The 25056-nt window shown below is 50.6% G+C and carries 12 protein-coding genes; 10 read left to right on the top strand and 2 right to left on the bottom strand.

All coding sequences use genetic code 11. The annotated features are described in order from the left end of the window. The first annotated feature begins 12 nt into the window (after window positions 1-12). The 5 genes from MJ595_RS21195 to MJ595_RS21175 all read left to right on the top strand — a co-directional run bounded on the left by MJ595_RS21195 (window position 13) and on the right by MJ595_RS21175 (window position 7214). A complete protein-coding gene (locus tag MJ595_RS21195) occupies window positions 13-3534 on the top strand; it encodes a hypothetical protein (protein WP_263080120.1) in 3522 nt (1173 codons plus the stop codon). Then, a complete protein-coding gene (locus MJ595_RS21190; protein WP_263080119.1) occupies window positions 3534-4742 on the top strand; it encodes a hypothetical protein in 1209 nt (402 codons plus the stop codon). Before MJ595_RS21195 ends, MJ595_RS21190 begins: the two co-directional genes overlap by 1 nt. A 4-nt stretch (window positions 4743-4746) precedes the next feature. After that, window positions 4747-6591 carry a hypothetical protein gene (locus tag MJ595_RS21185; protein ID WP_263080117.1) on the top strand — a complete coding sequence of 615 codons (1845 nt, stop codon included), beginning with the start codon at window positions 4747-4749 and terminating at the stop codon, window positions 6589-6591. Between the two features lie 87 nt (window positions 6592-6678). Continuing rightward, window positions 6679-6945 carry a DUF3081 domain-containing protein gene (locus MJ595_RS21180; RefSeq protein WP_263080116.1) on the top strand — a complete coding sequence of 89 codons (267 nt, stop codon included), beginning with the start codon at window positions 6679-6681 and terminating at the stop codon, window positions 6943-6945. A gap of 35 nt (window positions 6946-6980) precedes the next feature. Next, a complete protein-coding gene (locus MJ595_RS21175; protein ID WP_263080115.1) occupies window positions 6981-7214 on the top strand; it encodes a hypothetical protein in 234 nt (77 codons plus the stop codon). A 19-nt stretch (window positions 7215-7233) separates the two neighbouring features. Here the strand turns inward: MJ595_RS21175 and MJ595_RS21170 are convergent, their stop codons facing one another. Then, complete coding sequence (locus tag MJ595_RS21170) at window positions 7234-7803, bottom strand: DNA-binding protein (protein ID WP_263080114.1); 570 nt, start codon at window positions 7801-7803, stop codon at window positions 7234-7236. Then, the gene (locus MJ595_RS21165; protein WP_263080113.1) at window positions 7803-8921 is read right to left on the bottom strand and encodes a helix-turn-helix domain-containing protein; all 1119 of its coding nucleotides are present in this window, start codon (window positions 8919-8921) and stop codon (window positions 7803-7805) included. Before MJ595_RS21165 ends, MJ595_RS21170 begins: the two co-directional genes overlap by 1 nt. A gap of 232 nt (window positions 8922-9153) precedes the next feature. On the opposite strand from MJ595_RS21165, the gene drmD reads away from it, so the two are divergent. From drmD to MJ595_RS21140, 5 genes are all read left to right on the top strand, one after another. Further along, entirely contained in the window at window positions 9154-12429 is a 3276-nt protein-coding gene (gene drmD, locus MJ595_RS21160) for a DISARM system SNF2-like helicase DrmD (protein WP_263080112.1), read from the top strand. Continuing rightward, window positions 12426-16742 carry a hypothetical protein gene (locus MJ595_RS21155; RefSeq protein ID WP_263080111.1) on the top strand — a complete coding sequence of 1439 codons (4317 nt, stop codon included), beginning with the start codon at window positions 12426-12428 and terminating at the stop codon, window positions 16740-16742. The genes drmD and MJ595_RS21155 overlap by 4 nt, the downstream gene beginning before the upstream one ends. A 103-nt stretch (window positions 16743-16845) precedes the next feature. Beyond that, the gene (locus tag MJ595_RS21150; protein ID WP_263079044.1) at window positions 16846-18321 is read left to right on the top strand and encodes a hypothetical protein; all 1476 of its coding nucleotides are present in this window, start codon (window positions 16846-16848) and stop codon (window positions 18319-18321) included. Between the two features lie 2 nt (window positions 18322-18323). After that, window positions 18324-19088, top strand: coding sequence for a hypothetical protein (locus MJ595_RS21145; RefSeq protein WP_263080110.1), 765 nt, complete (start codon window positions 18324-18326; stop codon window positions 19086-19088). Continuing rightward, window positions 19085-25030, top strand: coding sequence for a DEAD/DEAH box helicase (locus tag MJ595_RS21140; protein ID WP_263080108.1), 5946 nt, complete (start codon window positions 19085-19087; stop codon window positions 25028-25030). The genes MJ595_RS21145 and MJ595_RS21140 overlap by 4 nt, the downstream gene beginning before the upstream one ends. The last annotated feature ends 26 nt before the right edge of the window (window positions 25031-25056 follow it).

The raw sequence follows: 25056 nt of genomic DNA, 5'->3' as shown, positions 1-25056 counted from the left end.
CAAGGATTGTTGATGTCAATTGAAAATCAAAACATTAACCTCTACGAAAGCGAAAACCTTACCGATAAAGACGATGGTGGTGGTCGAGTCACTGGTAATGAAATCATAGATGAGAATATTAATAATCTATTTCAGGATATCTCAAGAATAGACCGAACAATTGGAGATGTCGCATTAAGGAAGGCGTTTTTAGGTGTAAATACTGATAATGATGATGTGTATTTGGGCAGTCATGTCATCCTCACTGATCCACCTAATGACCCCAATGTTTCCGTTCTGTTGTTTAATACCGATAGCCAGACCGATGAACGCAAGGATGCCCGTAACCGGATTGAGGCTTATGTGGTGCCGAGCACCATTGCCAGTTTTGAATTATTGGGAAACCAGATGGCCGGGCAGCGGAGTATCAGTGCGGTTCAGCGGGAAGAACAGAAACTGCCGGAAGTAGGCGAAGTCTATCGGCTATTGGATGAGGATACTGGCAATGAGCAGTTTATCCGGGTCACAGCGGTTGAGCATACCCTGGAAACCTTTACCTATGAATACGCCACCGGCAGTTATATTGACCTGGTTCGCCGCAAGGTGGATATGGAAATCGGCTCGGCACTGGCCTTTAATTTCCCTGGCGGTCGGGTAACGCCCTCTGGCACCACCAAACCCAAAAGTATTATTAATGCCACACAAGTTGCAGATGCGGCCAAGTATTACAGTATCCAGCCAACCAAGGCGGATATTACCCAGGGGGATTTAAGCGTTAAGGTGCGTTCGGTTTATGCGCCTTTAGTGCCATCGGCTCGGGTGGAAAGCCCCCTGCTGGATCAGTCAGGTATATACACGGCTAAAAATTTGGTGCCAGCCAGTGAAAGCAGCCGTTCAGTATCCTGTCAGTTGATTCATATCACCGGCAACCAGAGCCGTACCTTTCTGCAAACCGGTGCTTTACCCGGTAGTGTGACCTTGTCCCTTGAAAGTGGCACCTGGCAGGATGATAGCAAGGGCGGGTTTATCCATAGCAGTGGTGCTAACAGCTTTTCCAGTATCACCCTGGATTATGAAACCGGGGAGTTAAATGTCTGGCGCAATAGCAGTTATAGCACCGGCCAGGCTTCAGTCACCTATACCCCTGCAACAGCCGTTGTGGGGGCAGCCATTAGCAGTTCCCTTGAGATTACCAATCAGAATCGGGGCTTTAACTACACCCTTAATCTGGCCGAGGCCAAACCTAAACCGGGGACGCTCGCCATCAGTTTTATTGCCTTGAACAAATGGCAGGATTTGATTGATCCCGGCAACGGACTTCTGGAAGGAAGTGGCACAGGCACTATGGATTTTGCTACTGGCAGTGTTTCTCTCACCCTTGATGCTATGCCCGACCCGGACAGTGCCATTGTCTTTAACTATGTGGCACAGAATGATGATGAAATGGCTATTCATACCGGGGATGCTGTGGCCGATGCTCCCTCTTTTATCCATGTCACCGAAAAGCCTGGTATTAAACCCGGCAGTTTGACGGTGACGTATATTAGCAGCACTGAAACTAAAACCCTGACCGATCAGGGGAATGGTGTGCTGTCCGGGGATGGGCATGGAACCGTTTATTATGTGTCGGGAGAATTGGGCTTTAAGCTGGAGGCCATGCCGGATAGTGGTACTGAGATCGAGATCAGCTATGAGCAAGGTGAGGTGGCAGGAGGGAATATTTCTGTAGCTGTTGACGGTGCCGGGATGATGACCGGCACTATTTCGGGAGCACCATTATTACCTGGCTCGGTCAGTCTTCAGTTTATGGTGGAGCGTGACAGCAATGTACCCAATACCGCCAATACCAAAGATTTCCAGAGTTATACCACCACCCATCAGAAAACTAAAACCCTGTATGACGATACCGCCGGAGGCTGGCAAGGCTTAACCGGTACCCTGGATTACCAGACCGGTGCCTTTAGTGTGCAGGCTATTGAGAATTATGACTATACGGAATACACAGTAACAGGAGGTGGCACTCTTGGCGGTGCTAGCCTGGCCAGTACCACGGTGACTAAAACGGAACTGTTTACAGGTTCAACGGTCATAGCCAAAGCCCAGGATAATAGCCTCAGCCATAGCGCTTATACCGAAACCATTAGCAATCCTGAACTCACCATTGATCTGCTGCCATTAATAGCCGACCCATTGTTACCGGGTAGCTTGATTTTTAGCTGGCAGGGAGATACCTATTTTGACCGGGATGGTTTGCTTTATAAATCAGTCAGTACCGCTACCAATGCCGGAATCAATGTGGGCACCATTGATTACACCGGCGGGATGGCCACCTTAGCCAGCTATCCCGATGGAGTCCCTGGCACTGTCACTATTGAAGCCGCAGCTACTATTCGATCGGGCTTTAAAACCGATGCGGTTTCATTCAGAACACCGGGCGCTCCCATTCGTATTGGAAGCTTGCAGCTCACTGCGATTCGGGCAGATAACGCGGAGATCATTACCGCCACCGCAGATTTTAATGGCGCGTTTAATACGGCAGAGGTTCAGGGAAAAATAGATACGGCTACCGGCTGGTGTGAACTTCAGTTTACCGATGGGGCTGAGTCTATTTATGTGATTCCCCAAAGCATTCGCTATAACTGCGTGGTAGAAACCAACCTGCCGCTGGATGCCGGATTAATTGGACTGGACCCGGTGCGTTTACCACCCGACGGCCAAGTGCCGGTATTTCGTCCCGGCGATATTGTGGTGATTAATCACACCAGCAGCACAGATTTGGCTACGCCTAATGCCGGTCAGGCAGTTAACCTCAGCCGTAACCATCAGGCAGAGATCATCATTGAAGATAGTGACGGCACCTTGCTGGATACTAATCAGTATACCGTTGACCGGGAGGCGGGACAGATCACTTTTGCCGATCCGTTAAGCCTGATGGATGTTGAAGGCAATCCACTCACCGCACCTTTTACCGCAAAAGACCGGGTGGAACATATGAGCGTGGTGAGTGATGTGCAGATTAACGGTGAGCTGTCCATTATCGCCCCTGTCCCCTGGGACTTGCCTGCCGGGGAAACCACGGTCAGCAGTGCCGTAGTCTATGGTGATTTGCAGGCCAGGGTTCACCATTTTTATAGCCAAAAGGTGTGGGATAACGGCTCACCCAACTGGAGTGATGACCGTATCGGTGACCAGACCACCGCACAATACAACACCATTAACTACCCGGTAGAGGTCACCAATAAAGGCGCTATCGATGGTCGGTGGGCCATACTCTTTACCAGTACCAATAGCTTTCAGGTGGTGGAAGAAAAACTGGGGATTATCGCCTCCGGCAATACCGACACCGATATGGCTCCCATAAACCCGGAAACCAATGCCCCTTACTTCACTCTAAAAAAAGAAGGCTGGGGTACAGGCTGGTCTGCGGGTAATGCCATACGCTTTAATACCGATGGCTGTCTGGCACCTTTGTGGATTTGTCGAACCGTACTGGCCGGTCAGGGAACAGAAAAAAACGACAGGTTTACCTTGCAGATTCGGGGAGACGCAGACTGATGGCGGGGGTATTTTTTGATAAGGATAATATAGACGGCTATCTGGAGACAAACCAGTATAGCCCCTTTGGCTTTCATGTTGGGGTTCCTTATTTTAGCCATGATGGTTATAGCCATAAAATCTGGATGCTGCTGGAGCGCGGGGAAGGTTCTGATAACTCCCCCTTGGTGAATATAGTGACTAATGAAGGCAATACCGCTCTCTATGTTCGGCTTACAGATGGCAAGCTGGATTGCAAAATTCAGATATATAATAATCCATCCCGCTATTTTCAGTTTACCACCGTCGATCCTTTGCCCCTTGATGAGCTTATAGAAATAGCGGCTATTTTTGATTACCCCGGCAAATATGCCGATAACGGTAATTTAAAAATTTATATCAATGGCACTTCTGTCGCAGTGACAACAGCGGGCTACTATCCCAGTACTTCAGACACTATTTTTGACACATATATTAAGGTAGACATTGGCAGGGGCGATGCGACTATTGATGTGGCAAAAAATGTGTTTATCAAAGACCTGGCTATTCTGCCTGAAACTGTTTCTGGTTCTCCTACTCCCGATAACTTCCACTTAAGCATCGGAAAATGGCAGGCAGACTTTAGTGCTGCCACTGACCTTAAACTGGTGTGTACCCGAACCAATTATGATGGCGATGCGCCATTAACCCTGATTAACTCCGGGGTTAGTTGGATTGAGGGCAGTGGTCTCCCAGATGACACAGGAGGAGCGGGTGGGATTATTATTCCCGGCAATGGCAACACCACCACCATTCAGGGAACAGTGACAGAAGACGGTATTCCGGTATCACGGCGGGTCTTTGCCATTACCCAGTCCTTACTGGAAGTGGCAGGCAGTGAGCAAACCCGGCACGCGGTCCTGGATAGCACCCTGAGCGATCCGGCCACTGGTGACTATGCGCTGGATACCAGTCCCTATGAAGGGGAGGTGCTGGTATTAGCGATGGATAACTATGGCCAGCTATGGCAACCGGACACGGATTATCAGGTAGGTGACGTTATCCGCCCTGCCCAGTTTCAGGGCTATATTTATATTTGCACCGTAGCCGGAACCGGTGACAGCACCGAGCCTCAGTGGTGGTTTGATATCGAGAACAACCAAGCCATAGGCACCGCACAATTCAAGGCCAAGCCTTATACCCGCCCTCTAGCCCACGGTCCACTGCTGCCAGAAATTACTCCATCATAAGACTATGGCTTACCAACCTCCGGTCAGGGCTGACTTTGCTTTTCCTTCTGAATTTTATCTTCCTAAATCCAGTTTTACCTTTTACCCCGAGCCTGGCGTTATCTTTCTGCCACCGCCTTCAGTGGTCAGTCAGTACCAGTCACAATGGAGTCAAGGTCGTGGCTGTGAAATCAACAAGGAAAGCCTGTTTTTAAATGCCAGCAGACAATACAGTGAGCACAAAGTTAATTATCAAGACGCCACAGCAAGCAGCGCACTGTTTCAGCTTAACTGGGGCAGGTTAGCCTATAAGGAAGTCACTGTATCATCCAGCTTTAAACCGGCTCAGCCTAAAGATAATAAAAAAGCAGACCAGTGGGTTCAGTTAACGGCCATGGATAGCCATAGACAAAGCCTATGGGATCAAAGTGTTCAGAATCAGGATCAACAAAAAAACCACCACTGGCAGATTCCGCCAAGAAAGGATAAACAGCAGACGGAATCCTTTTACCGGGTGGATGAATTTACAGAAAAAACAGAGGATGAATATCAAGGCTATCAGCCAGCCGCTTCAATCCTTCTTGATTTTTACTTTAGCCATCGCCGCTATAGCCCATTATCAACGCCTGCCGTTTACTTCCGTTTTAGCGTCCGCCCTGAAAAGCAGGCAATTCGCCCAAAAGACGCCCGTTTAAACCAGCGCTTTGATAGTCATCAGGCACAGGATCAGCCGGTCAAAATCCCGTGGGGTTTCGGTCAGAAAATTACGGATGAGCATATCACCAGTGAATACGGCGGCGAGACAGAACCCCAACCCGATAAGCCCGAACCCCAACAGCCCGATATTAGAGAAACCTACCTGCTTATGAACACTATCAGCGTCGTGACTTTACCCGACCGTATACCTTTGGAAATGCGGGAACTGGATATAAGCCTCGATATTGATAGTTTTGCATGGTCGTTAAGGGGCGAAATATGGGGAGCAAGCAGCCTGGCACAGGTGGAGCCAGACAGTAATGGCATGAAGCAAATAGAAGTGAATATTAATGGCTGGCAGTGGCTGTTTATGATTGAGCGTTATGACACTGACCGGGCATTTAACCGGGAACGCTACACTATTCACGGCACCAGTCGAACCAGTCTTTTAGCAGCCCCCTACGCACCACTGAGAAGCAAAAGCAGCACAACCAGCATCAACGTCAAACAGGCCGCCACCGAAGAACTCACCAACACCGGCTTTACCCTCAACTGGCTAACAACAGGAAGCTACACAACACCAGACTGGATAATCCCCGGCAACACCTTCAGCTACCAAAACCAGACCGCCATGCAGGTAATAGCCAGAATTGCCACCACCGCCGGAGCCGTTATCATCCCCGACAAAAATACAGACACCCTCACCATCCAGCCCCGCTACCCGGCAAGCCCATGGAACTGGCCAGAAACCATAATGGACAAGATCGTCCCCGCCAGCATGGTCATAAGCCTGAGCGCCAGCTGGCAACCGGAAGCAGAATACAATGCCGTCTATGTCTCCGGTATTTATGAAGGCGTATCCGTCAACGTCAAATGCCAAGGCACCGCAGCCGATAACCCGGCACCCGATATATTTGAGGATTGGCTAACCGAAACCCAGGTCAACACCGAACGTGGCAGAAACGAACTAAGCAAAGGCGGCAACCAGAGTATCACTACCATCGAACTCCCACTCACCGACACAGAAACAGCTCCCGGCCTGATAGAACCGGGCAAGTTGGTTGAAGTGCAGGATATAACGGGCAACTGGCAAGCCCTCTGCCTCAGCACTCAGGTCAGGGCAAAGATGGCAAAGGTTACTCAAACCATTGAGCTGGTCAGGTATTTCCCGTGATAAGTAGAGGTCTTGTAGCTGATGATCCTTTTTAGCTGTATAGACGTACAACAAGAAAATTAAAGCATTGCTTTTCGGGAAAAATGTATGGAAAAACATTTAGATATCCAGAAATGCCTGACAGCCTTTGCTCGAATTATTGAAAAAGGTAATAAAAATCCCACAGAGAATGTATTCGAACTGGAAGGTATAAAGGCAGCATCGTTGGATGATGGCTATACAATTCGTCTGTTTGATCACCGTTCAGAGCTGACTATCTATTTTCACAATAAGCACGCCATTCAATCTCCAGACTCACAAACAATGGATTTGTTTCTTAAGAGCATCTACGCGGTTGCAGACGGCAGAATATAAAACTGTTATGAATGCTATTCGAGGATATCAGACTTATGACCACAACCAACATCTGGCAAAAGTTCAAGGCGCTGATACCCGAGGGCAGCCGAACCATCGTCACCATCACAGCCAATAATGGCAATGGCACCAGTCAGGTGCAGTTGAGGGATGGTTCTGTGGTTACTGTGAAAGGTGAGTCAGTTCAGGTAGGGCAGAAAGCCTTTATCCAAAGCGGCGAGATAAAAGGCACTGCGCCAGAGCTGGCGCAGTATGAGGTAGAAGTGTAATAGGGTATGTGTGAGCAGGTTAAGGAGGAGGTTCTTCAAACAGTCGGCGATAATGCTGTTTGAAGTTCTTTTCACCTGAAGGCATGTCTCCCCAATATCTCCAGAAGCCAACTATTTCACGCACTTTGTTCATATCAATATGCCCAGAATCAACCATCAGCTTCATTAGATCTAAGGTTTTTAACGTTTTAATATTAAATACCTTGGCAACAGCAAGCATGTCAGCATCGTCTGTAACTACTGAAATACCTAAGACATAAGCATAAGCGAGATATCGCGCATCCACTTTGGAAGGGCCGGGTGACTCTGTCTCTATGTAGTTCCAAATATAGTCATAGGCATCATCAATAGCCTTGCTCTGTTTCTTGCCAACACTGGGGTAGTGTTTGCGGTTTTCAATGTATTCATCGTCTGATGCCCAGGCAAACTTGCTTTTCAAACGTCTACTTTTTCCCAGCTCATTATCAAGCTCGGGGAGCACATAAAGACAGTACTCATCTTCTCCAAATGTTTGGAAAAGAAGAGGGTGGATGCTTTTTGCCAGACGAAAATAGCTATTCGAATCAACCAGTACTTTGGATTGGGCCATCAGGATAACTCATGGTGTAAGGCTTTTGCATCAACAAGGTTTATATCGAGTACTGTTTGAACAAAACTCTCGGATTTATTGTGTGCTTTCAGGTATTGAGAGAGTGCCTCAAAGAAAGGGCTTTCAAAGCCTTCTTTCACAAGGTTGATATACACCTCTGGCTGTACCGGAGTATCTGTAATAAGTGCATCTATTAAGTTGGGGAATTTCTTATTGAAATTGGTCGTTGCCCCATGAATCGATTTCAACTCCAGTGGTGCAAGGCCGTTATGTTCTGCATAGGCTTTAACTTGAAAGAAAATAGCCAGAGGAGAAATGACATACTGCTCAGCCAGTTTCTTGATAGTATTAACCTGTGCTCCCGGATGTTTTCCCTTCAGTTCCCTGTAGCATTGCTCAGCATGCTGGTTTGGAAACAATAATGCACCAGCAAAAGCATCCGCAAAATCCTCCCCGTCATCGCCACGCAAATCAGGAGCCAGAGCGTGGCCTAACTCATGAGCCATCCAGAAAAGGAAGTCATGCGTGTTAACGTCAAGATTAAGATAAATCCATGTTGTCATGGATTCGGGAAGATAGACATGGCTAGCGTTCTCATGCCTGTCTTTTTGTCCCCACATTACAGGAATCAGAATCGTCTGCAATTTACGGAAATAACGGATCAGATGATTAAAATCCAGAATATCTTCTGGTCCCACATTGATATCCTTTCGGACTTTTTCAGAAACTTGTTGGAGGTAATCGTATTCGAGCACCGGGTTTTTTAATACCAAAGGCTTGGTCAGGTTATCGAAAGGCAGGTAAGGTGCCAGATTCTCAAGATACCGCCCCATGCTGACAAATTTCTGAAAGTCTTCGTCCCTGGTTTTTGTCCCCTTCCTTTTCCGAAAGGCAACTACCGGAGAATTGTCATCTTCCTGAACAACCAGTTCGGAAAAAGACAGGCCCAACAGCATACCCAGCCGTAATAATTTATCCGGTTTAGGGAATGAGCTTCCTTTGAGCCATTTGGATACAGCTTCCCTGGAGACCTCGAGCATTTTGCTAAGAGAGGACTGGTTGAAGCCTTTTTCGCTCATTGCGGCTTCCAGAGCGGGAATGTTCAGTGATTTTTCCATAGGGTGCCAATAGTAAATGGATGTCAACTTTTGTCAACTGCTATCTGAGTATGGACCGGTAAAAGGACTATATCAAACAGAAAGGGAAGCTTTGTCAGTCACGCTGTCAATCTTGTTCGAATATCTAACTTTAAAAGTCTTTCTGGGTAGCGGGTATCAGGGGACGATTTCTTGTTAAAAAAGAGTATCATATTTTCATTTTTGACTAATGTACCTCAAGGAAAGTTTGAAATTGGCTACTACAGATACAGAGCATTCAGTACCTCTGCCTCGAGTAGGTATGCTGGCTACTGTCCGCAACAGGCGGGGAGTTATCTCGGCTGTTGAGTCCGTCAGTGGAGGTAAATCCTCTGCGTTGTTGCATCTGGTTACGGTAGATTTCAGTGACGCTGAGGGTGATGCGCAGGAATCACTGTTGTGGGAACGAGAGCGTAGCCCTGTAGTTCTGGAACCTAACGCACTACCGCGAGTAGACGTTGACCCGCCAATGACCATGGATGAATTTATGGCACTCCAGCGAGCGACAAGATGGAGTGCATTAACCCCTTTCCTTTCTGCTCACTCCCCAGAGCAGCGGTCAGAGTCTGTACCCACTGCGCCTGTTTATGGAGCCGTCAGTGTTGATGACTTCCAGCTAGTGCCTTTGGCAAGGGCTATGCGCATGCCCCGAGTATCTTTGTTGCTGGCCGATGATGTCGGACTCGGTAAAACCGTTGAAGCAGGATTAATTCTGGCTGAATTGATACGAACACGCCGAATTCGACGAGTATTAATTATCACCCCAGCATCACTGAGAACCCAGTGGCAGCAGGAGATGGAAGAGAAGTTTTCATTGGGGTTTGATGTTGTCGATAAGGTCTTTACTCATAAACTGCAGCGGGAAATGGGGTTGGATGCAAACCCCTGGCGCGTATTACCGCGTATTATCACTTCTTATCATTATCTTCGTCAGCCAGATGTGCTCGAGCAGTTTATTGCTAATTGTGAGTCAACACGAATACAAGGCGGTGCTCAGCTGCCCTGGGATTTGTTGATAGTTGACGAAGCCCACAATCTCATGCCTTCCAACTTTGGAGCAGACAGTGATTTGGCCAAAATGCTGCGACTGCTGACCCCCTATTTCGAACATCGACTATTCCTCACAGCGACCCCCCACAACGGCCACACTCGCTGTTTTTCTGGCTTGTTGGAACAACTGGACCCAGTGCGGTTCACTCAGGCTCCCAATTTTACCGATAAAGAGCGGGACATGATTGGCGATGTTTTGATTCGCCGATTGAAAAGCGAGATCAATGATCAGGATAAAAGTGCGGGTCGGGTACCACGCTTTGCCAAAAGGCACCTTGAACCACTGCCGCTTTATATGTTGCGGGACGAAAAGCAGCTGGCTGAAGCAGTACGCCGTTTCTGCAATGGGCTTAAAGGGATGATACAGGCTGCGCCTGAAGCGCGGATGGTGCTTAACTTCGCTATTGAAATTTTGCGAAAACGTCTTCTCTCCAGTCCTGTTACCTTTGCGGATAGCTGGCTTCGTTTCAAGTCTGGTCTTGAAGAAAATGAGGCGTTACAGGCCACAGAAGTATTGGCTGCCCGACGAGCTACGGAAGAAGATATAGACGATGACAAAGAGCGGGAAAGTCGTGGTCAGCATGCAGTGCATATTATCGGTGCGTGGATACACCCTTATGCCAAAATTCTGAAAACAGAAATAGACGCTATAGACGCTTCATTGACTGCATTGGGGTTGAGTGAGTTACCTGTAGTCGGTTGCGTGCCAACATCAGATAGTCGCTTTGATCGTCTAGTGGAGATGATTGACAAAGAACTTCGTCAGGCAGAGCAGTGGAAGTCTGATGAGCGATTGATTATTTTCACTGAGTACAAGACAACGCTGGACTACCTGGTGGGCCGCCTTAATTCAAAGTTTGGTGATGACGAGCACAGGGTCATACAACTTTATGGGGGCATGAGTGAAGAGGAGCGGGAAGCCATCAAACAGGCTTTTAACGACCCCGATTCCGCCGTCAAAATTCTGGTGGCTACGGATGCCGCCTCGGAAGGACTTAACCTTCAGTATACGGCTCGGCTGTTGATTCACTACGAAATTCCCTGGAACCCGTCTCGACTGGAACAGCGCAACGGTCGTATTGACCGCCATGGTCAGGCTCGTGATGTCACCATTTATCACTTTACCAGTGACGATGATGCCGACCTCGGTTTTGTTGCTCGGGTACTGAATAAAGTAAACGATATTCGTGAAGACCTTGGCTCTGTTGGTGAACTCTTTGATGCAGCTTTTCAGCGTCGAATGATGGAGCTTAATGAAGATTCCGAAGTGCTGGATAATCTTGATCTCCAGATTCAAGGGCGACGTGGTGAGGCAGATGACGCCCGTGTGCAGACTGAAGAGCGGGGAGAAACGGAGAAGCAACAACTTATGCAACTGATGACGGATCTTGATCTGTCACCCAAAACACTGGAAGAGACTTTGGCTATTGCCATGGGGCTTGGTGCCAACAGAGATATTCTTGATGGGCCTGATCGCCAAGGGCGTATGCGGTTGAAAACACCGTTACCAAGCCGTTGGCAAACAATCGTTGATGATACGTTACGGCTACCCGCATTGCGTGGTATTACCGGTGCTATGCCTTGGGTTGTGTTTGATAACCAATTCTTTGTTGACAACGTCAACGGTCGTCCGGTGTTTAAGCCTTCGCCAGACACGGTTCTCTTGCATCTTGGTCATCCGTTGTTTCGTCATGCCCTAAATGCATTTGCCCGCTTGCGCTTCCCCGGGGGGCAGAACGAGTTTCAGCCACCGGGGCGATGGGTGGTAACGTCCGGTGAAGTGCCTGAAGGTGCGGATGCACTGATTCTGTTGACGGTTGAAGAAATGGCGATCAATCAACTGAGGGAAACCTTTCATCACTGGACTCGAACACTCGCTCTGCCGGTACAGGGTGATACGCTGGGTGAGCCACTGCCTTATGACGGACCTTGCCATGGCAATAATAATGTTGCTCAACCTGCACAGGATAAGGCTGAGAAAGCCCGTGATATCTGGGATGAAGTGCATCAAGATATCAAAGGTTTTATTAATCGTTTTCGGGAAACCATATCTGAGCATATAAAGCGAGAGCTGAGGTTGACTTATGACGATGCTAAAGCTCGGGAGAAAGAGGCATTTGAAAAGCGCATAAAAGAAGTTAACACCCTTAAGGGTGCTCAAAGCATAGAAAAGCTGAAACGAGAAATTGAAGAAGAACGTAAGGCATCAATTCAGTTGGACATGTATGGGGATGCGGATTCGGATGCTGAAAAAAAACTTCGTGATCTTAACGATGAACTCAAGCGACGGCAGGGGCAGTTTGGCGATTTGCTGGAGCGTCTAAAAGCTGAGAAAGACAGAGTTTTGAAACATGTATTACCCCAGCGTTATCAACTACGCGGGGATGCGCAGGTATTCCCGGTGACCATTGAAATTCGTTTACCGGAGGTGCGCTCATGAGTTTACACAATGAAGCCTGGGCTGCCCTGAATCACGGTGGCCTTCTGATTTCTACTGCAAAGCTGGCAGACTATTTCCCGGATACCCTGCCGCAACTTCCAGACTGGCAGATTGAAAAGCTGCGACGTGCCCTGACGGCTTTTGATGGTACTAATGAAACACTGGCTCCGCTGCTGGACTACTTTCTGCAAAACCTGACGGGGCTGCCCGCAGACGAGTGGCAAAAAGCCCAGAATGTTGAAACTCACTGGGCTATTCGCAGTTTTACAGGCGTTCAGGTTAAGCCACGTCGGTTGTGGGTTGGGCCTAATGGCGAAACCTTACCGGTCTTTGTTCCTGAAGAGGGTGCTTCCCGGCAATTTGCCGGTCGTCTGGGTGTTGGTCGCTCAAGGGTTTTGCTGGGGCGAGTACTTGAGTGGCTACGGCGGCAACAACAACCCCTGGCGTTGGTGACCAATGGTCGTCAATGGCGCTTGGTGCATGCCGGTCAGGACTATGACGCCTGGTGTGAATGGGATATCGACTTGTGGTTTGTCGAAGGTCAGCCTGGTCCCCAGACGCTGGCCTGGCGCTGCCTGCTTAACAAGGAAACACTGCTGGCTCCCGATGGATTGAGTCGGCTGCAAAAAGCCATCAGCGAATCACGCAAGGGGCAGGCAGAACTATCCAGCGTTCTTGGTGAACGGGTTCGGCAGGGGGTGGAGGAGTTGATTACGGCCTCCCACGGAGCCATTGAGCAGGCTCGTAATGATGGTCAGCAACTGGATTATAGCGACCTGTATGTCGCCGGCTCACGCATTATTATGCGCTGCATTATTACCCTGTTTGCTGAGGCCAGAGGTTTATTGCCGGTGGATAATCCTATCTATCAGCAGGCTTATGGCTTGGAGGGTCTGCGTCAGCAATTGGATCGCCGTGCCGGAGGGCGTGGAAGTGAACGGCTCAGCCGAAGTGTCAGTGCCTGGCCTCGAATGCTGGGGCTGTTCAACCTGATTCATTTTGGTTCCGCCCATCCACAACTCGCAGTTCCTCAGTATGGTGGTGCTCTGTTTCAACCTGGAGATGCTGCCAGCGACGACCCAATTAATCGCGCGTTAGCCATACTCGAAAGTACTGCCAACACCGTTAGTGACCGACAGGTTCATAAGTTGTTGCGACTGTTGACCCGTACCCGCATGAAAGTGCGTCAGGGGCGGGCCAGTCGGTGGGTGGATGCGCCCGTGGACTTTTCCATGCTGTCTTCTGAATACATCGGTATCCTCTATGAGGGCTTGCTGGACTTTGAATTAAAGCAGGCGGCTGAGGACGATCCGGTGATTTTCCTGGGTGTGGGCAATCAGCCTGCCCTGACGCTCTCCCAGCTGGAAACCATGGATGACAAAACCATCAAACAGCTGTTTGAAGCGTTGAAAAAAGGCGATAGCGCTGGGGATGAAAGCGAGGAAGAAGAGAGCAATGAAGCGCAGGAGGTAGAAGATTCTGTCACAGAAGAACAGGAAGCCGTCGATGCCGCTGAACCGGAGGCAGAAACGCCTGCGGTAGACGATGACGACACCCTGCAGTTGAGCGAGGATCATCTGCTCAGGGCCCAGGCATGGCTGGAAAAAGCTGCTCGGTTGGCAGGGCTGGTGAAAAAGCCCCGGGGTAAAAAGGCCGCAGCCCTGGCGGAACAGCAGGAGATGTTGACCAGGGCCACCAAACAACTCTGTGTCCGGCTGGTGGCACCGGGGCAGTTCTACCTGGTGCGATGGGGTGGTACCCGTAAGGGGGCAGGCACTTTTTACACCCGTCCACAGTTGGCGGCTCCCACCGTTCGCCGCACCTTGCAGCCCCTGGCTTTTGATGCTCTGCACACTGAAGTTGATCCACGTACCGGGCTGGAAAACGTCGTGGAGTGGAAGCCCAGGCCGCCGGAAGCGATTCTTGCCCTGAAAATCTGCGATCCTGCCATGGGCTCAGGTTCTTTTTTAGCGGGTGCCTTGCGCTACCTTACTGACGCATTGGTTCAGTCCCTTTATGCACATGGGCTGCTGGAAAAAGATGAAGCGGGCGGTGTGCCCCGCATGGCCGACGGTCAGCTGGCGACCTTGCTCAGTGACGAATTCACCAAACTGAATCCGGCCCATCCCGATTTTGAAGAGAGCCTGCGGGCTCAGCTGAAGCGTCATATCGTCGAGCGTTGTCTTTACGGCGTTGACCTTGACCCACTGGCGGTGGAGCTGGGGCGCATGGCGCTGTGGGTGGAAACCATGGATCGGGATCTGCCCTTTGGTTTCCTGGACCACAAGCTCAAGGTGGGTAATGCCCTGGTGGGCACCTGGTTTAACAGTTTTCGGCATTACCCGGCCATGGCCTGGCAACGGGAAGGGGGCGATAAGGATTACCAGAAGAACAAGCCTGGTAACCTGATCAACCATTTTTATGTGGATGATAAAGACAAGAAAAAGGGCGATGTCTTTACCAATGCCATCAAAGCGCGGGGCAGGAATGTGCAGCCACAGCTGATGGCCATGTTAAGCGGCCAGATGGATGCCAATGCTTCACTGGATGTCAATACCGTGCACGATGAGCTGTTCAAGGTATTCCGCAAACTGCATCGACTGCCGGTGCATGCCAGTGAAAAGCGCGCCACCCTCTATCGGGAACAGGTGCTGAACAATCCTCACTACCATGCCATCAAGCAACGGATGGATTTGTGGTGCGCCCTCTGGTTCTGGCCCGGCGACCAGATTGAACGGGCACCGTTGCCCCTGGACTTTGCCCAGCCTGATGAAGATGTGCTGGAGATAGCCTCAGCGGTAGCCCGGGAAAAACGCTTCTTCCACTGGGAACTGGAATTTCCCGATGTCTTTACCGTTAAGCAGGATGGTTTTGACGGGGTGCTGGGCAACCCGCCCTGGGAGATTCAAAAGCCCAATTCCAAGGAGTTTTTCTCCAACCATGATCCGCTTTACCGGGCTTATGGCAAGCAGGAAGCACTGGCTAAACAGCTGGAGTATTTCCGCAACCGGTCACAGCTGGAGCATGACTGGATTGCCTATAACGCCGGGCTCAAGGGTATGTCAAACTGGGCCAAATATGTGGGCCAGCCCTTTGGCGACAAGATAAATGAAGATAAAAAAGGCAATAAAAAGCATGACCTGAATCTGGGTGGGCGCTCCCGTGACAGTTTTAAGGCGTCACAAGCATTGCATAAAAAATGGCAGAAAGAACGTGCCAGACACAAAGGGTTTGCCGATACCGCTCATCCTTTTTTGCACCAGGGGTCGGCAGATCTGAACACGTACAAAATGTTTCTGGAGCTGAGTCATGCTTTGCTGCGAGGCGCGGGTCGTTTGGGAATGATTGTGCCCAGTGGTATCTACACCGATAAGGGCACCACGGCATTGCGGGAACTGTTTCTGGAGCACTGTGACTGGCAGTGGTTGTTTGGTTTTGAAAACCGGGAAGGGATTTTTGATATTCACCGCTCTTTCAAATTCTGCCCCCTGGTTATTCAGAAAGGGGGAGAAACCGGAGCGATTCGGGCGGCCTTTATGCACCGCAATGTGGATGACTGGGAACAGGCTGAGCGCCATGCTCTGGCCTATCCCCGGGAACGGGTGTTGGAGTTCTCGCCTTATTCGAAAGCCATTCTGGAAATCCGCAGTGAACAGGATTTGCAGGTGCTGCAGAAAATCTACGCCAATGGTGTGCTGCTAGGGGATAAAAGTGAGCAGGGCTGGGGCATTAAATATGCCACTGAGTTTCATATGACCAACGACTCCAAACTCTTCCCGCCTCGTCCCAAATGGGAGGATAAGGGCTACCAGCCTGATGAATACGGTCACTGGCTGAAAGGTAACTGGCAGGATTACAGCGGGCCGGAGAATATTCTGGATCGGGAACCGTGGCTGGTGTTGTCTCGGGATGGTACGCAGGCCTTGGCGGTTGAACAGATTGAGGATGTGGCGTTGCCTCTACTAGAAGGCAATATTATTGAGCAGTTTCAAGTTTCATCCAAGGGCTGGGTTTCTGGCAAAGGGCGCTCGGCTGTATGGCGCGTAATTGATCCTCATGAGAGTGTTTTTGAGCCTCAGTATTTAATGGGTATAGAGGCTGCAAAGTTGAAGGTATATAAAACCGGGGAGTTGGCAGGCCAGCCCAAATGGTCACCGACTGCCAAAGTAACCTTCATCGATGTTACTTCGGCAACAAATGCTCGCACAGCAAGAGCTACTTGCACACCTTACTTTCCTTGTGGAAATACGGCTGCTGTATTCAATAGTAAAAATGTTTTTGCTATCGCTACCGCTATGAATACATTTGCATAGGGTGAAAGTCTCAAATTGACCGAGCTTCTTCAGCTTGCCAACCGGGGAAAGTAGTAGGCAGCTATTTTTTCAATGCTTAAACAGAAGGCAGCCAATCACAGGTATGATGTTGATAGCACACAACACCTTGCCAGTGAGAGGCCGCCCCATGGAAGTATGTCAGCTACGGACTGAAGCCGCCACCATTTCTTGTGATGCGATTCAACGGTTAGGCCACCAATTGCAGGCTCTGCGAGAGTCTGGCAATCCTATCAGGCACTTTGAAGAGTTTGAGCAGACCGTTAATGCTCTCTTTAATCAAGCTCAGCAAGATTTTTTAGCAGAGGCGCTGGCTGAGCTTGATATTGATACCCCAGCTATTGAGGTCAGCGGGATCACTTATAAGCAGGTGTTGCGCAGTTATAAAACCTACCAGACAGCGGTTGGTTCAGTCCGGGTTATGCGAACACTTTACCGTAACGGCAAAGAGCCGTGTATCGTGCCCATGGAGTTGAAAGCCGGGATCGTGGAAGGCTTCTGGACGCCTCGGGCTGCAAAGCAAGCTGCCTGGGTTGTTGCTCAAATGTCTCCCGGTGAAGCAAAAAGCCTCCTTGATCTCATGGGAGGTATGTCTCCCTCAGAAAGCAGTCTTGCTCGTTTCCCCAGGCAATTTAATACTCAGTGGGAACAGCACCGTGAGCCTTTTGAAGAGATGCTTATTGAGAAACTTAACGTGCCCACCAATGCGGTCACAGTAGCCGCCTCCCTGGATGGCGTTATGCTGCCCATGAAAGATGGCAAACGAGTAGAAAAGCGAGCCAGGAGCGCTTCTGAAGGCAAACGGACTCAAGGGCCAACAGGTTGCAAGGAGGCCAGTTGCGGAACTTTGTCGTTTTACGATCAACAGGGGGAGCGTTTATCAACAGTCCGCATAGGACGAATGCCAGAAACTAAAAAACTCACACTCAAGCAGTCTTTGTCAGCACTATTGCAAGAAGCGTTGCGACAAAAGCCACAGCTGTCACTGGTCAAAGTCGCTGATGGCGCCAAGGACAACTGGTCATACCTTTCCCAGGAACTACCAGCGGGTGTTGAGGTTATTGATTACTACCACGCAGCCGATCACCTGAAGAAAGCATTTGACCAGGCTTATGGAGAAAACAGCATCAAGTCCAAAGAAAAGTTTGTCACTTACCGACACGTCCTAAAAGAGGAACTCGATGGGGTTGAGCGCATTATTAAAGCCCTGGCTTATCAGCATAAAAAGCATCCGCGCCGCTCAAAATTAAAGACCGAGCTGGAGTATTTCAGAAAAAATCGCCAGCGTATGCGCTATGCTGAACACTTGTCGAATAACCTTCCGATCGGCTCTGGTGTGGTAGAGGCAGCCTGTAAAACCTTGGTTACCCAGCGGATGAAGTGCTCAGGTATGCGCTGGCGAAATCCGGGTGGTCAGGGCGTATTGACGCTTCGGTCATTAGTTCAGAGCCACTGGTTTGAAAATGGCTGGAAGTTATTTGCTGCAACTTATTGCGGGAAAGTCACCAAGGCTGCTACAAGCAATGTCATACCATTCCCAGAGAAAGGTGGCAGTGTTTAGTTGTGGTCAATATGAGACTTTCACCCTTTGCATATGATTTTGTTGCAAGAAGGCGTTGTGGTGGATTGCATTTGAACTGGTTTGTTGTAGAGGAGTCGGTACTTCCACATATAGAGTATGCAGCCATCTTAAATTTTATTGGGATGTCACTCATCGCTACATCAAATATTTTTTCATCGTCTGTATGCAAGAATAGAACGGAAAAACTGGCGATTAGAAGTGCAGAGCGTTTGAGGTTGCGTTGTATAGTTGATGCTTTGGTCGCATCATCACTTGGATTAGGTGAGAGCGAATACGGTTATATTTTGGGAGAGTGTGACTTCCCTAAAAGTCGATTGTCTGATGCATTCACATCAAAGTTAAATCCCAAAGGTTTCTGGCGTACAGAGAAAAATAAAGACCCTGAACTCCGCCATACAGTCCTGTCCCTAATCGCCTTCCACGATCTACAGGAAAAAGGCCTCGATGCTTTCCTTTCCCAAAACAACGGCGAAGGCTGGCTGATCCCTGAAACTCTGCGCCTCGCCGATTACGGTCTGGGCCATGATGACCGGGCTAAAGAACACCAGCCGGTGGCAGAACGTCTTGGCCCCCGGTTCTACGACTGGCAGCTGAACGAAGATGTGGAACGCTCCTGGCAGGAATGTGAAGCCCATGCGGCGTTAATACGGAAAATTGTACCGTTGCCAGACGCTACCGGGACAGAGACTAACGACCAGAGTCGTCAAGAACCCAAAAAGAATGAGCAGGGAGCACTGTTCTTATGATGAACCCGATTACCTACACCGAAGAGGTGGTCAGTGATTTTCTCCGCTATCAGCTGAGCACTTACGCCTTTGCCGACGAGGCGTTGTACCAGCAAATGCGTGAACTGCTCAATCTGGAGCAGACCCGGGGCACGCCCTTGTTGCAGGGGCCTTATATCTCGTTGTCCCGCACTTTCCTGAAAGGGGCGACGCTGGATCAGCTGGTGGATGAGGGGGTATTGCATCCCCATATAAAACAGCTGTCACCTTACCCGTCGGCCTATAAACATCAGGAGCAGGCGTTTCGGGCCATTCATAACGGCAAAACGACACTGGTTGCTACGGGTACCGGCTCGGGCAAGACGGAGGCCTTTTTGTTCCCCATTATTAGCCGCTGTCTGCAGTTGCGGGATGAGAACGCAGAGGCGGGCGTGACGGCGGTGATTGTTTACCCCATGAACGCCCTGGCCGAAGATCAGCTCCAGCGGATGCGGGAACTGCTGGTGGGCACAGGGGTCAGCTTTGGTATGTATGTGGGCAAAACGCCCCGGAAAGAGTCGGATATTAATGGTGTGCGTCTGGCAGCAGGAAGCACCGTTGTCGATTACCACAACAAGTTGGAGGAAATGCGTCGGCAGAAAGTGGACGTCGCCCTGCATCCGGCAGAGGAACGGGTGAGCCGGGAAGCCATGCGCACACCGGGCCAGCAGCCCAGAATATTGCTCACCAACGTCAAACAGCTGGAACTGCTGCTGACCCGGCAGCAGGATCTGGAACTGTTCGACAATGCCCGCCTTGATTTTATGGTGTTTGACGAGGCTCATACCTTTACCGGTGCCGGTGGTGCGGAAACCGCCTGCCTGATTCGTCGCCTGCGTGCTTATTGCGGCAAGGATGAGCAAAGCACAGTCTGTATTGCCACCTCGGCCACCATTGCCGATCCCCGAAAAGGTGCGGAGGCGGGTCGTGATTTTGCCAGCCGTTTTTTTGGGGTGGATGGTAAGCAGGTAGAGTTGGTCGGCGAAGCCTATGAGCAAGATATCTGGGGGGAGCCCCGTACCATCAGCGCTCCTTTTACCGGAAACCAGTCACTGCAGTTGCAAAATGTGCTGGCACTGCTTAGCCAGTTGGATCGGCCCGATGTGAATGAATCGGATCTTCAGGGGTTTCGGCTGTGGTTTCAAAGCACCAGCGGCAGCCATATGACCGGCAACAACTGGCGGGAAACCCTGAATCACTGGCTTAGTCATAACGAGGTGGTTTATCAGATCGCCGAAGCCTTGCGCAAGCCAAAAGCGGTTCAGGGATTGTTGGAATCGTTGAGCGATACGCTGGGGCGAACAATTACCGAAGAAGAGGTGTTAATCTGGCTGGCGCTGGGAGCTGCTGCCCGTAGTGGTGACCGGCCCCTGTTGCGGCCTGTGGTGCATGGTTTTGTCCGAGGTATTGGTGGGGCTGTGGTCACGTTCCCCGATAGCGACAACCTGTCTTCCCGGCTAAGTCTGTCGGCAGAAGATGCCCTGAGAGAGGAACCGGATCTTAAAACCTTCCCCATCTCCAGCTGCACCACCTGCGGGCAGCACTATTTTGAGCATGGTCTGGAGGATTTTGATTTTACAGGAAATGAACCCGGTGGTGGTGGTGCCGAAGGAAAGGGCCGGGCATGGCGCGGAGCGGATATTAACCACGGCGGCGTGCGTGCTTTATCGCTGGATCACCAGGTGGGGCGGGATGAGGATGAACCGGCTCGAACGGCGACTTTGTTTGTCTGTCGTTACTGTGGTACTGCCCACGATCAGGAACTAAGCGAGTGCATCGGTTGTGGCCGGGATAAAGCGTTTAAACCTCTTTATTTTGTTCAGCAGAAAGAAGAGTCCATCGGTCAGTTATCCCGCTGTGTGTCCTGTGGTGCCCATGGTCGACGTTCGAGCGGTAAGTATCGTGAACCTGCCAGACCAGTAAGGGCCACGGCGGTGGCGGATGTGCATGTACTGGCACAAAGTATGATTCACCGGGCGGAACGTCGTCGTCTGCTGGTGTTTGCGGATAATCGCCAGGACGCTGCATTCCAGGCTGGTTGGATGCAGGATCGCTCCCGGCGCTATCGCCTGAGGGAACTGATCTATAAAAAACTGCGGGAAGGCAATATCTCCATCAGTGACCTGACCTTGTGGATGGATCAGTATCTTGACGCGGATGATGAACTGTCCCGGGCGTTGATTCCTGAAGTCTGGCGAGCTGAGCCCAAGTCAAAAGCGGGCCAGGCCCACGGGCAGGAACGGAAGTGGTTTTTAAGGGTTCAGATTATTCGGGAGATCACCCTGGGGGCACGGCAAAGTGTCGGTCTTGAGCCGTTGGGCCGTTTGAAAGTCCACTACCAGGGGTTGGACCCGGAGCTGCCCATGATTCTGAAATGGGCTAACCGGTTAGGTTGCAAGGCGGAACAACTGGCCGATGGCATTGCCTCCCTGCTGGACGCTGCCCGGTCACGACGGATGGTGTTTGATTCAATTACCAAAGTGTGGTCGAAATTCTGGCTGGAAGGAGAGCTGGAAGTTCAGCGTGGCTTTATCCCGATGATGCGGGATGTTCCTGCTGGGCTGGTATTTGAGCGGGACGGTCAGCATGATGAGCGTCGTATCCGGCAGTGGTTCAGTCGCCATGGCAGCGTTGCCAAACAGGCGGCTGCCAACTGGGGCGTGTCGCCGGACGATACCGAAGCTTTTCTCAGGGATGTCTGGAGCCTTTGCACGCAAGAGCTGGACCTTTTGGTGCCGGTTCAGCTGAAGGGGGCAAGGGGGAAAAATCTACCGGGTTGCCACGGCGGTATGCAGGTGGATGTTGATCACCTGGTGCTGGTTCCGGGACAGGGCATGTATCGCTGCCAGACCTGTCGTCGTTTGCATAGTCGCTCTAACCCTGCTGATGCTTGTATGGCCTGGCGTTGTAAAGGCAAGTTGGTGCATGAGGATGAAAATCCCGATAACTATGACCTGCTGCTGCTGGATCAGGAGTTTGCGATGCTGCGGGCACGGGAACATTCAGCACAGATTCCCGGGCCTGAAAGAGAGCGTATTGAGAACGCTTTTAAGGGGGATAGCGAACGTATAAACACGCTGGTCTGTACTCCCACGCTGGAAATGGGGGTCAATATTGGTGCCCTTGATGCGGTACTGATGCGTAATGTCCCTCCGTTACCGGCCAACTACTGGCAGAGAGCCGGTCGGGCGGGCCGGCAATTCCGCATGGCTTTGGATCTGACCTATGCACGGGCTACCAGCCATGACCGGGCCTACTTTAATGAGCCATTGAAAATGCTGGAGGGGCTGGTTGAGTCGCCCAGTTTCAACCTCCGTAACTCGGTGATGGTGGCCAAGCATGTACATGCGACGGTGCTGACCACGTTGCTGAAAATGTTGCGGGAACAAAACCTTCTGCCCAAAGAACATGAACAGCTGAAAGTGGCGCTGGATACCTGCTTGCCCGGACAGATTAAGCCTTATCTGTTTACCGTCGAGGGTTTTGTGCGGGAAGAACCGATGGTGGTGCAACTGCTGGCAGGGCAGATTAAACGGCATCGGGTGGCGTTATTGAATGCTGTTCAGGCCGCATTCAGTCAGGGATGGCCTGAGGCGGATCAAGAGGTGGTGGCACCTGCTTGCCTTGCGGCAACCATTGACCAGTGTGCGGATGAATTACAGGCGGTGATCAATCGTCTGTTTCAGCGTCTGCAGTGGGCTCTTGGACAATTGGCTCGTTTGCGGCATGTGGCTGAAAACAAAGGGGCTTTGGATTCCGATGAAGAAGCCTTACGGGGCCGTTGTGAGCGGTTGGTAAAAAAACTGAAAGGTGAAGCTCAGCGCTTTCGGCAGCAGGCGGAAGGGGTTGATGAAACCAACACTTACGGCGTTCTGGCCGCAGAAGGTTTTTTACCCGGCTATGGTCTGGATACCGGAGCGGTGACGCTGACCCATGTGGCTCCCCGCTATGGTTCCAATATTTCCGATTGGGAGATTCGCCGTAATACGGCGCTGGCTGTCCGTGAGTACGTACCGGGTAATCTGATTTATGCCAATGGCCATAAATTTGTCCCAAGAACTTTTCATCTTATTCCTGAAGAGCCACTGGTTTTTTCTGTGGATGTGGCGGCGGAGTCGATTCAGGAAACCGGCCAGACAAATAACAGTTCTGCTGCCCAGGTCAGTTCTATGGGAGCGACATCCATCCTCGGCGTTGCGGTATGTGATGTGGACGCCCCACACCACTCGTATATTTCTGACGATGAAGATTACCGTTTTCAAATGCCGGTCGCCGTGTTTGGCCAGAATCAGGGCCGACACTCCGGCGGTAAAAATTACGAGTGGGGTAAGGCTCCGGTGCAACTTCGTCATGGCATGCATCTGAGGCTGGTCAATGTTGGGGCTTCGGGGCAGGTGAAGACCGGAGGTTTGCTGGGGTATCCGATCTGTCTGGTTTGCGGTGCCAGCCGGTCTGCGATGAGTACACCCACGGAACTGGAGAAGTTTAATGAGTTCCATACCGAGCGGTGTGGTCGACCGATTCAGAACATCAGTTTTTATGCGGAGGTTGTCGCTGATGCGTTGGTAATACCAGACTGCCATTCACAGGAAGTGGCTTACAGCATCATGGAGTCATTGCGGCAGGGGGCAGCGGAGGTTCTGGATATGGAAATCTCTGACCTGCAGGTGCAGGTGCTGGGCAAACCGGGGGTAGAGGAAGTGGATGCACTTCTTTATGACCCAATGCCCGGTGGCTCTGGTTTGCTGGAGCAGATTCTGAACCACTGGCCTGAGATTATTGCAGCGGCCCATGCGCTGGTGGAAGAGTGCCCGTCAGCTTGCGACACCTCGTGCATTGACTGTTTACAACACTTCCGAAATTCGTTTTATCACGATAAGTTGAATCGGCATACTGCCCTTGAGTATTTCCTTGATTGGGGCGACTCAATTTGCTATGAGCATGAAGTAACCTCGGTTTTGCCTGCGGATGATGGAACAAAAAAACCAGGCAATTCACCGGAGCAACAACTGGTCGCCTTACTGAATGCAGCAGGTTTGTCCCAGTTTGAGACAGAGCGCCCAATCCCGCTGTCGGGTAACGTAGTGACCAGGCCGGATGCATACTTCCATGAACCCAATGATATTTACGAAGGGGTTTGTATCTATCTGGATGGTATGAGTAAACACTTGCATGGCAATGCTCAGACGGCGGCGAAAGACCGCCAGATTCGGGATGAATTACGGAATACGGATTATGAAGTGATCGAGATTCAGTATCAGGAGCTGTTTGATAAAACGGTGATGCGTGCGCATATGCGTCGTATTGCCAGAGCGGTTGTTAACAGGAAAAAGGCAAAAGAGCTGGAAGCCGATGATAGTTGGTTTGATATAGTCGCTGATGCAACTCAGACCAAAACAGGCGATGTCACCAACCCCGCACAGGCACTCAAACTGGTAACGCCTTCGGATGAAAACTTTGAACCTTATGTGAATTGTGTGCCTATGGTCGCCCTTAAGGCTGCGGCGGGTAGCTGGAGTGATGAGCAGGCCGGGGTAGAGGGGTTGGCCGATCATGCAGAACATTGGGTTAATATTGAGGATGTATCTTTAGCAAAAGGTATGTTTGTGGCCCAGGTGGTAGGCCATTCAATGGAACCGGAGATACCTGCGGACAGCTATTGCCTGTTTCGTTCGGTACCAGCGGGCTCAAGACAGGGTCGTAAATTACTGGTCTGGCATGCAGGCGTTGCTGATGAAGAAACTGGCGGTGAATATACGGTAAAAGTGTATTCCAGCGAAAAGCTTGCTATGGAAGAAGATAGCTGGCAGCACACCCGGATTACTTTGAAGCCGCTTAACCATGACTATCAACCGATAATTCTGGAGCCTGAGTTTGAAGGAGATGTATTGGCTATTGCGGAGTTTGTGTGCGTTATTGATTGACGTACATTACTTTTTTTGATTTCCGT

Source organism: Endozoicomonas sp. Mp262 (assembly GCF_025643335.1).
Classification (GTDB): domain Bacteria; phylum Pseudomonadota; class Gammaproteobacteria; order Pseudomonadales; family Endozoicomonadaceae; genus Endonucleibacter.
The sequence above is the reverse complement of the archived record's forward strand: the minus strand, read 5'-3'. Positions and strand labels throughout refer to the sequence as shown.

Excerpts from the sequence above, each read along its gene's own strand:
- MJ595_RS21175 (WP_263080115.1), top strand. The coding sequence starts at position 6,981 with ATGACCACAACCAACATCTGGCAAAAGTTCAAGGCGCTGATACCCGAG.
- MJ595_RS21155 (WP_263080111.1), top strand. The coding sequence starts at position 12,426 with ATGAGTTTACACAATGAAGCCTGGGCTGCCCTGAATCACGGTGGCCTT.
- MJ595_RS21150 (WP_263079044.1), top strand. The coding sequence starts at position 16,846 with ATGATGTTGATAGCACACAACACCTTGCCAGTGAGAGGCCGCCCCATG.
- MJ595_RS21190 (WP_263080119.1), top strand. The coding sequence starts at position 3,534 with ATGGCGGGGGTATTTTTTGATAAGGATAATATAGACGGCTATCTGGAG.
- MJ595_RS21185 (WP_263080117.1), top strand. The coding sequence starts at position 4,747 with ATGGCTTACCAACCTCCGGTCAGGGCTGACTTTGCTTTTCCTTCTGAA.
- MJ595_RS21170 (WP_263080114.1), bottom strand. The coding sequence starts at position 7,803 with ATGGCCCAATCCAAAGTACTGGTTGATTCGAATAGCTATTTTCGTCTG.
- MJ595_RS21195 (WP_263080120.1), top strand. The coding sequence starts at position 13 with ATGTCAATTGAAAATCAAAACATTAACCTCTACGAAAGCGAAAACCTT.
- MJ595_RS21165 (WP_263080113.1), bottom strand. The coding sequence starts at position 8,921 with ATGGAAAAATCACTGAACATTCCCGCTCTGGAAGCCGCAATGAGCGAA.
- MJ595_RS21180 (WP_263080116.1), top strand. The coding sequence starts at position 6,679 with ATGGAAAAACATTTAGATATCCAGAAATGCCTGACAGCCTTTGCTCGA.
- MJ595_RS21140 (WP_263080108.1), top strand. The coding sequence starts at position 19,085 with ATGATGAACCCGATTACCTACACCGAAGAGGTGGTCAGTGATTTTCTC.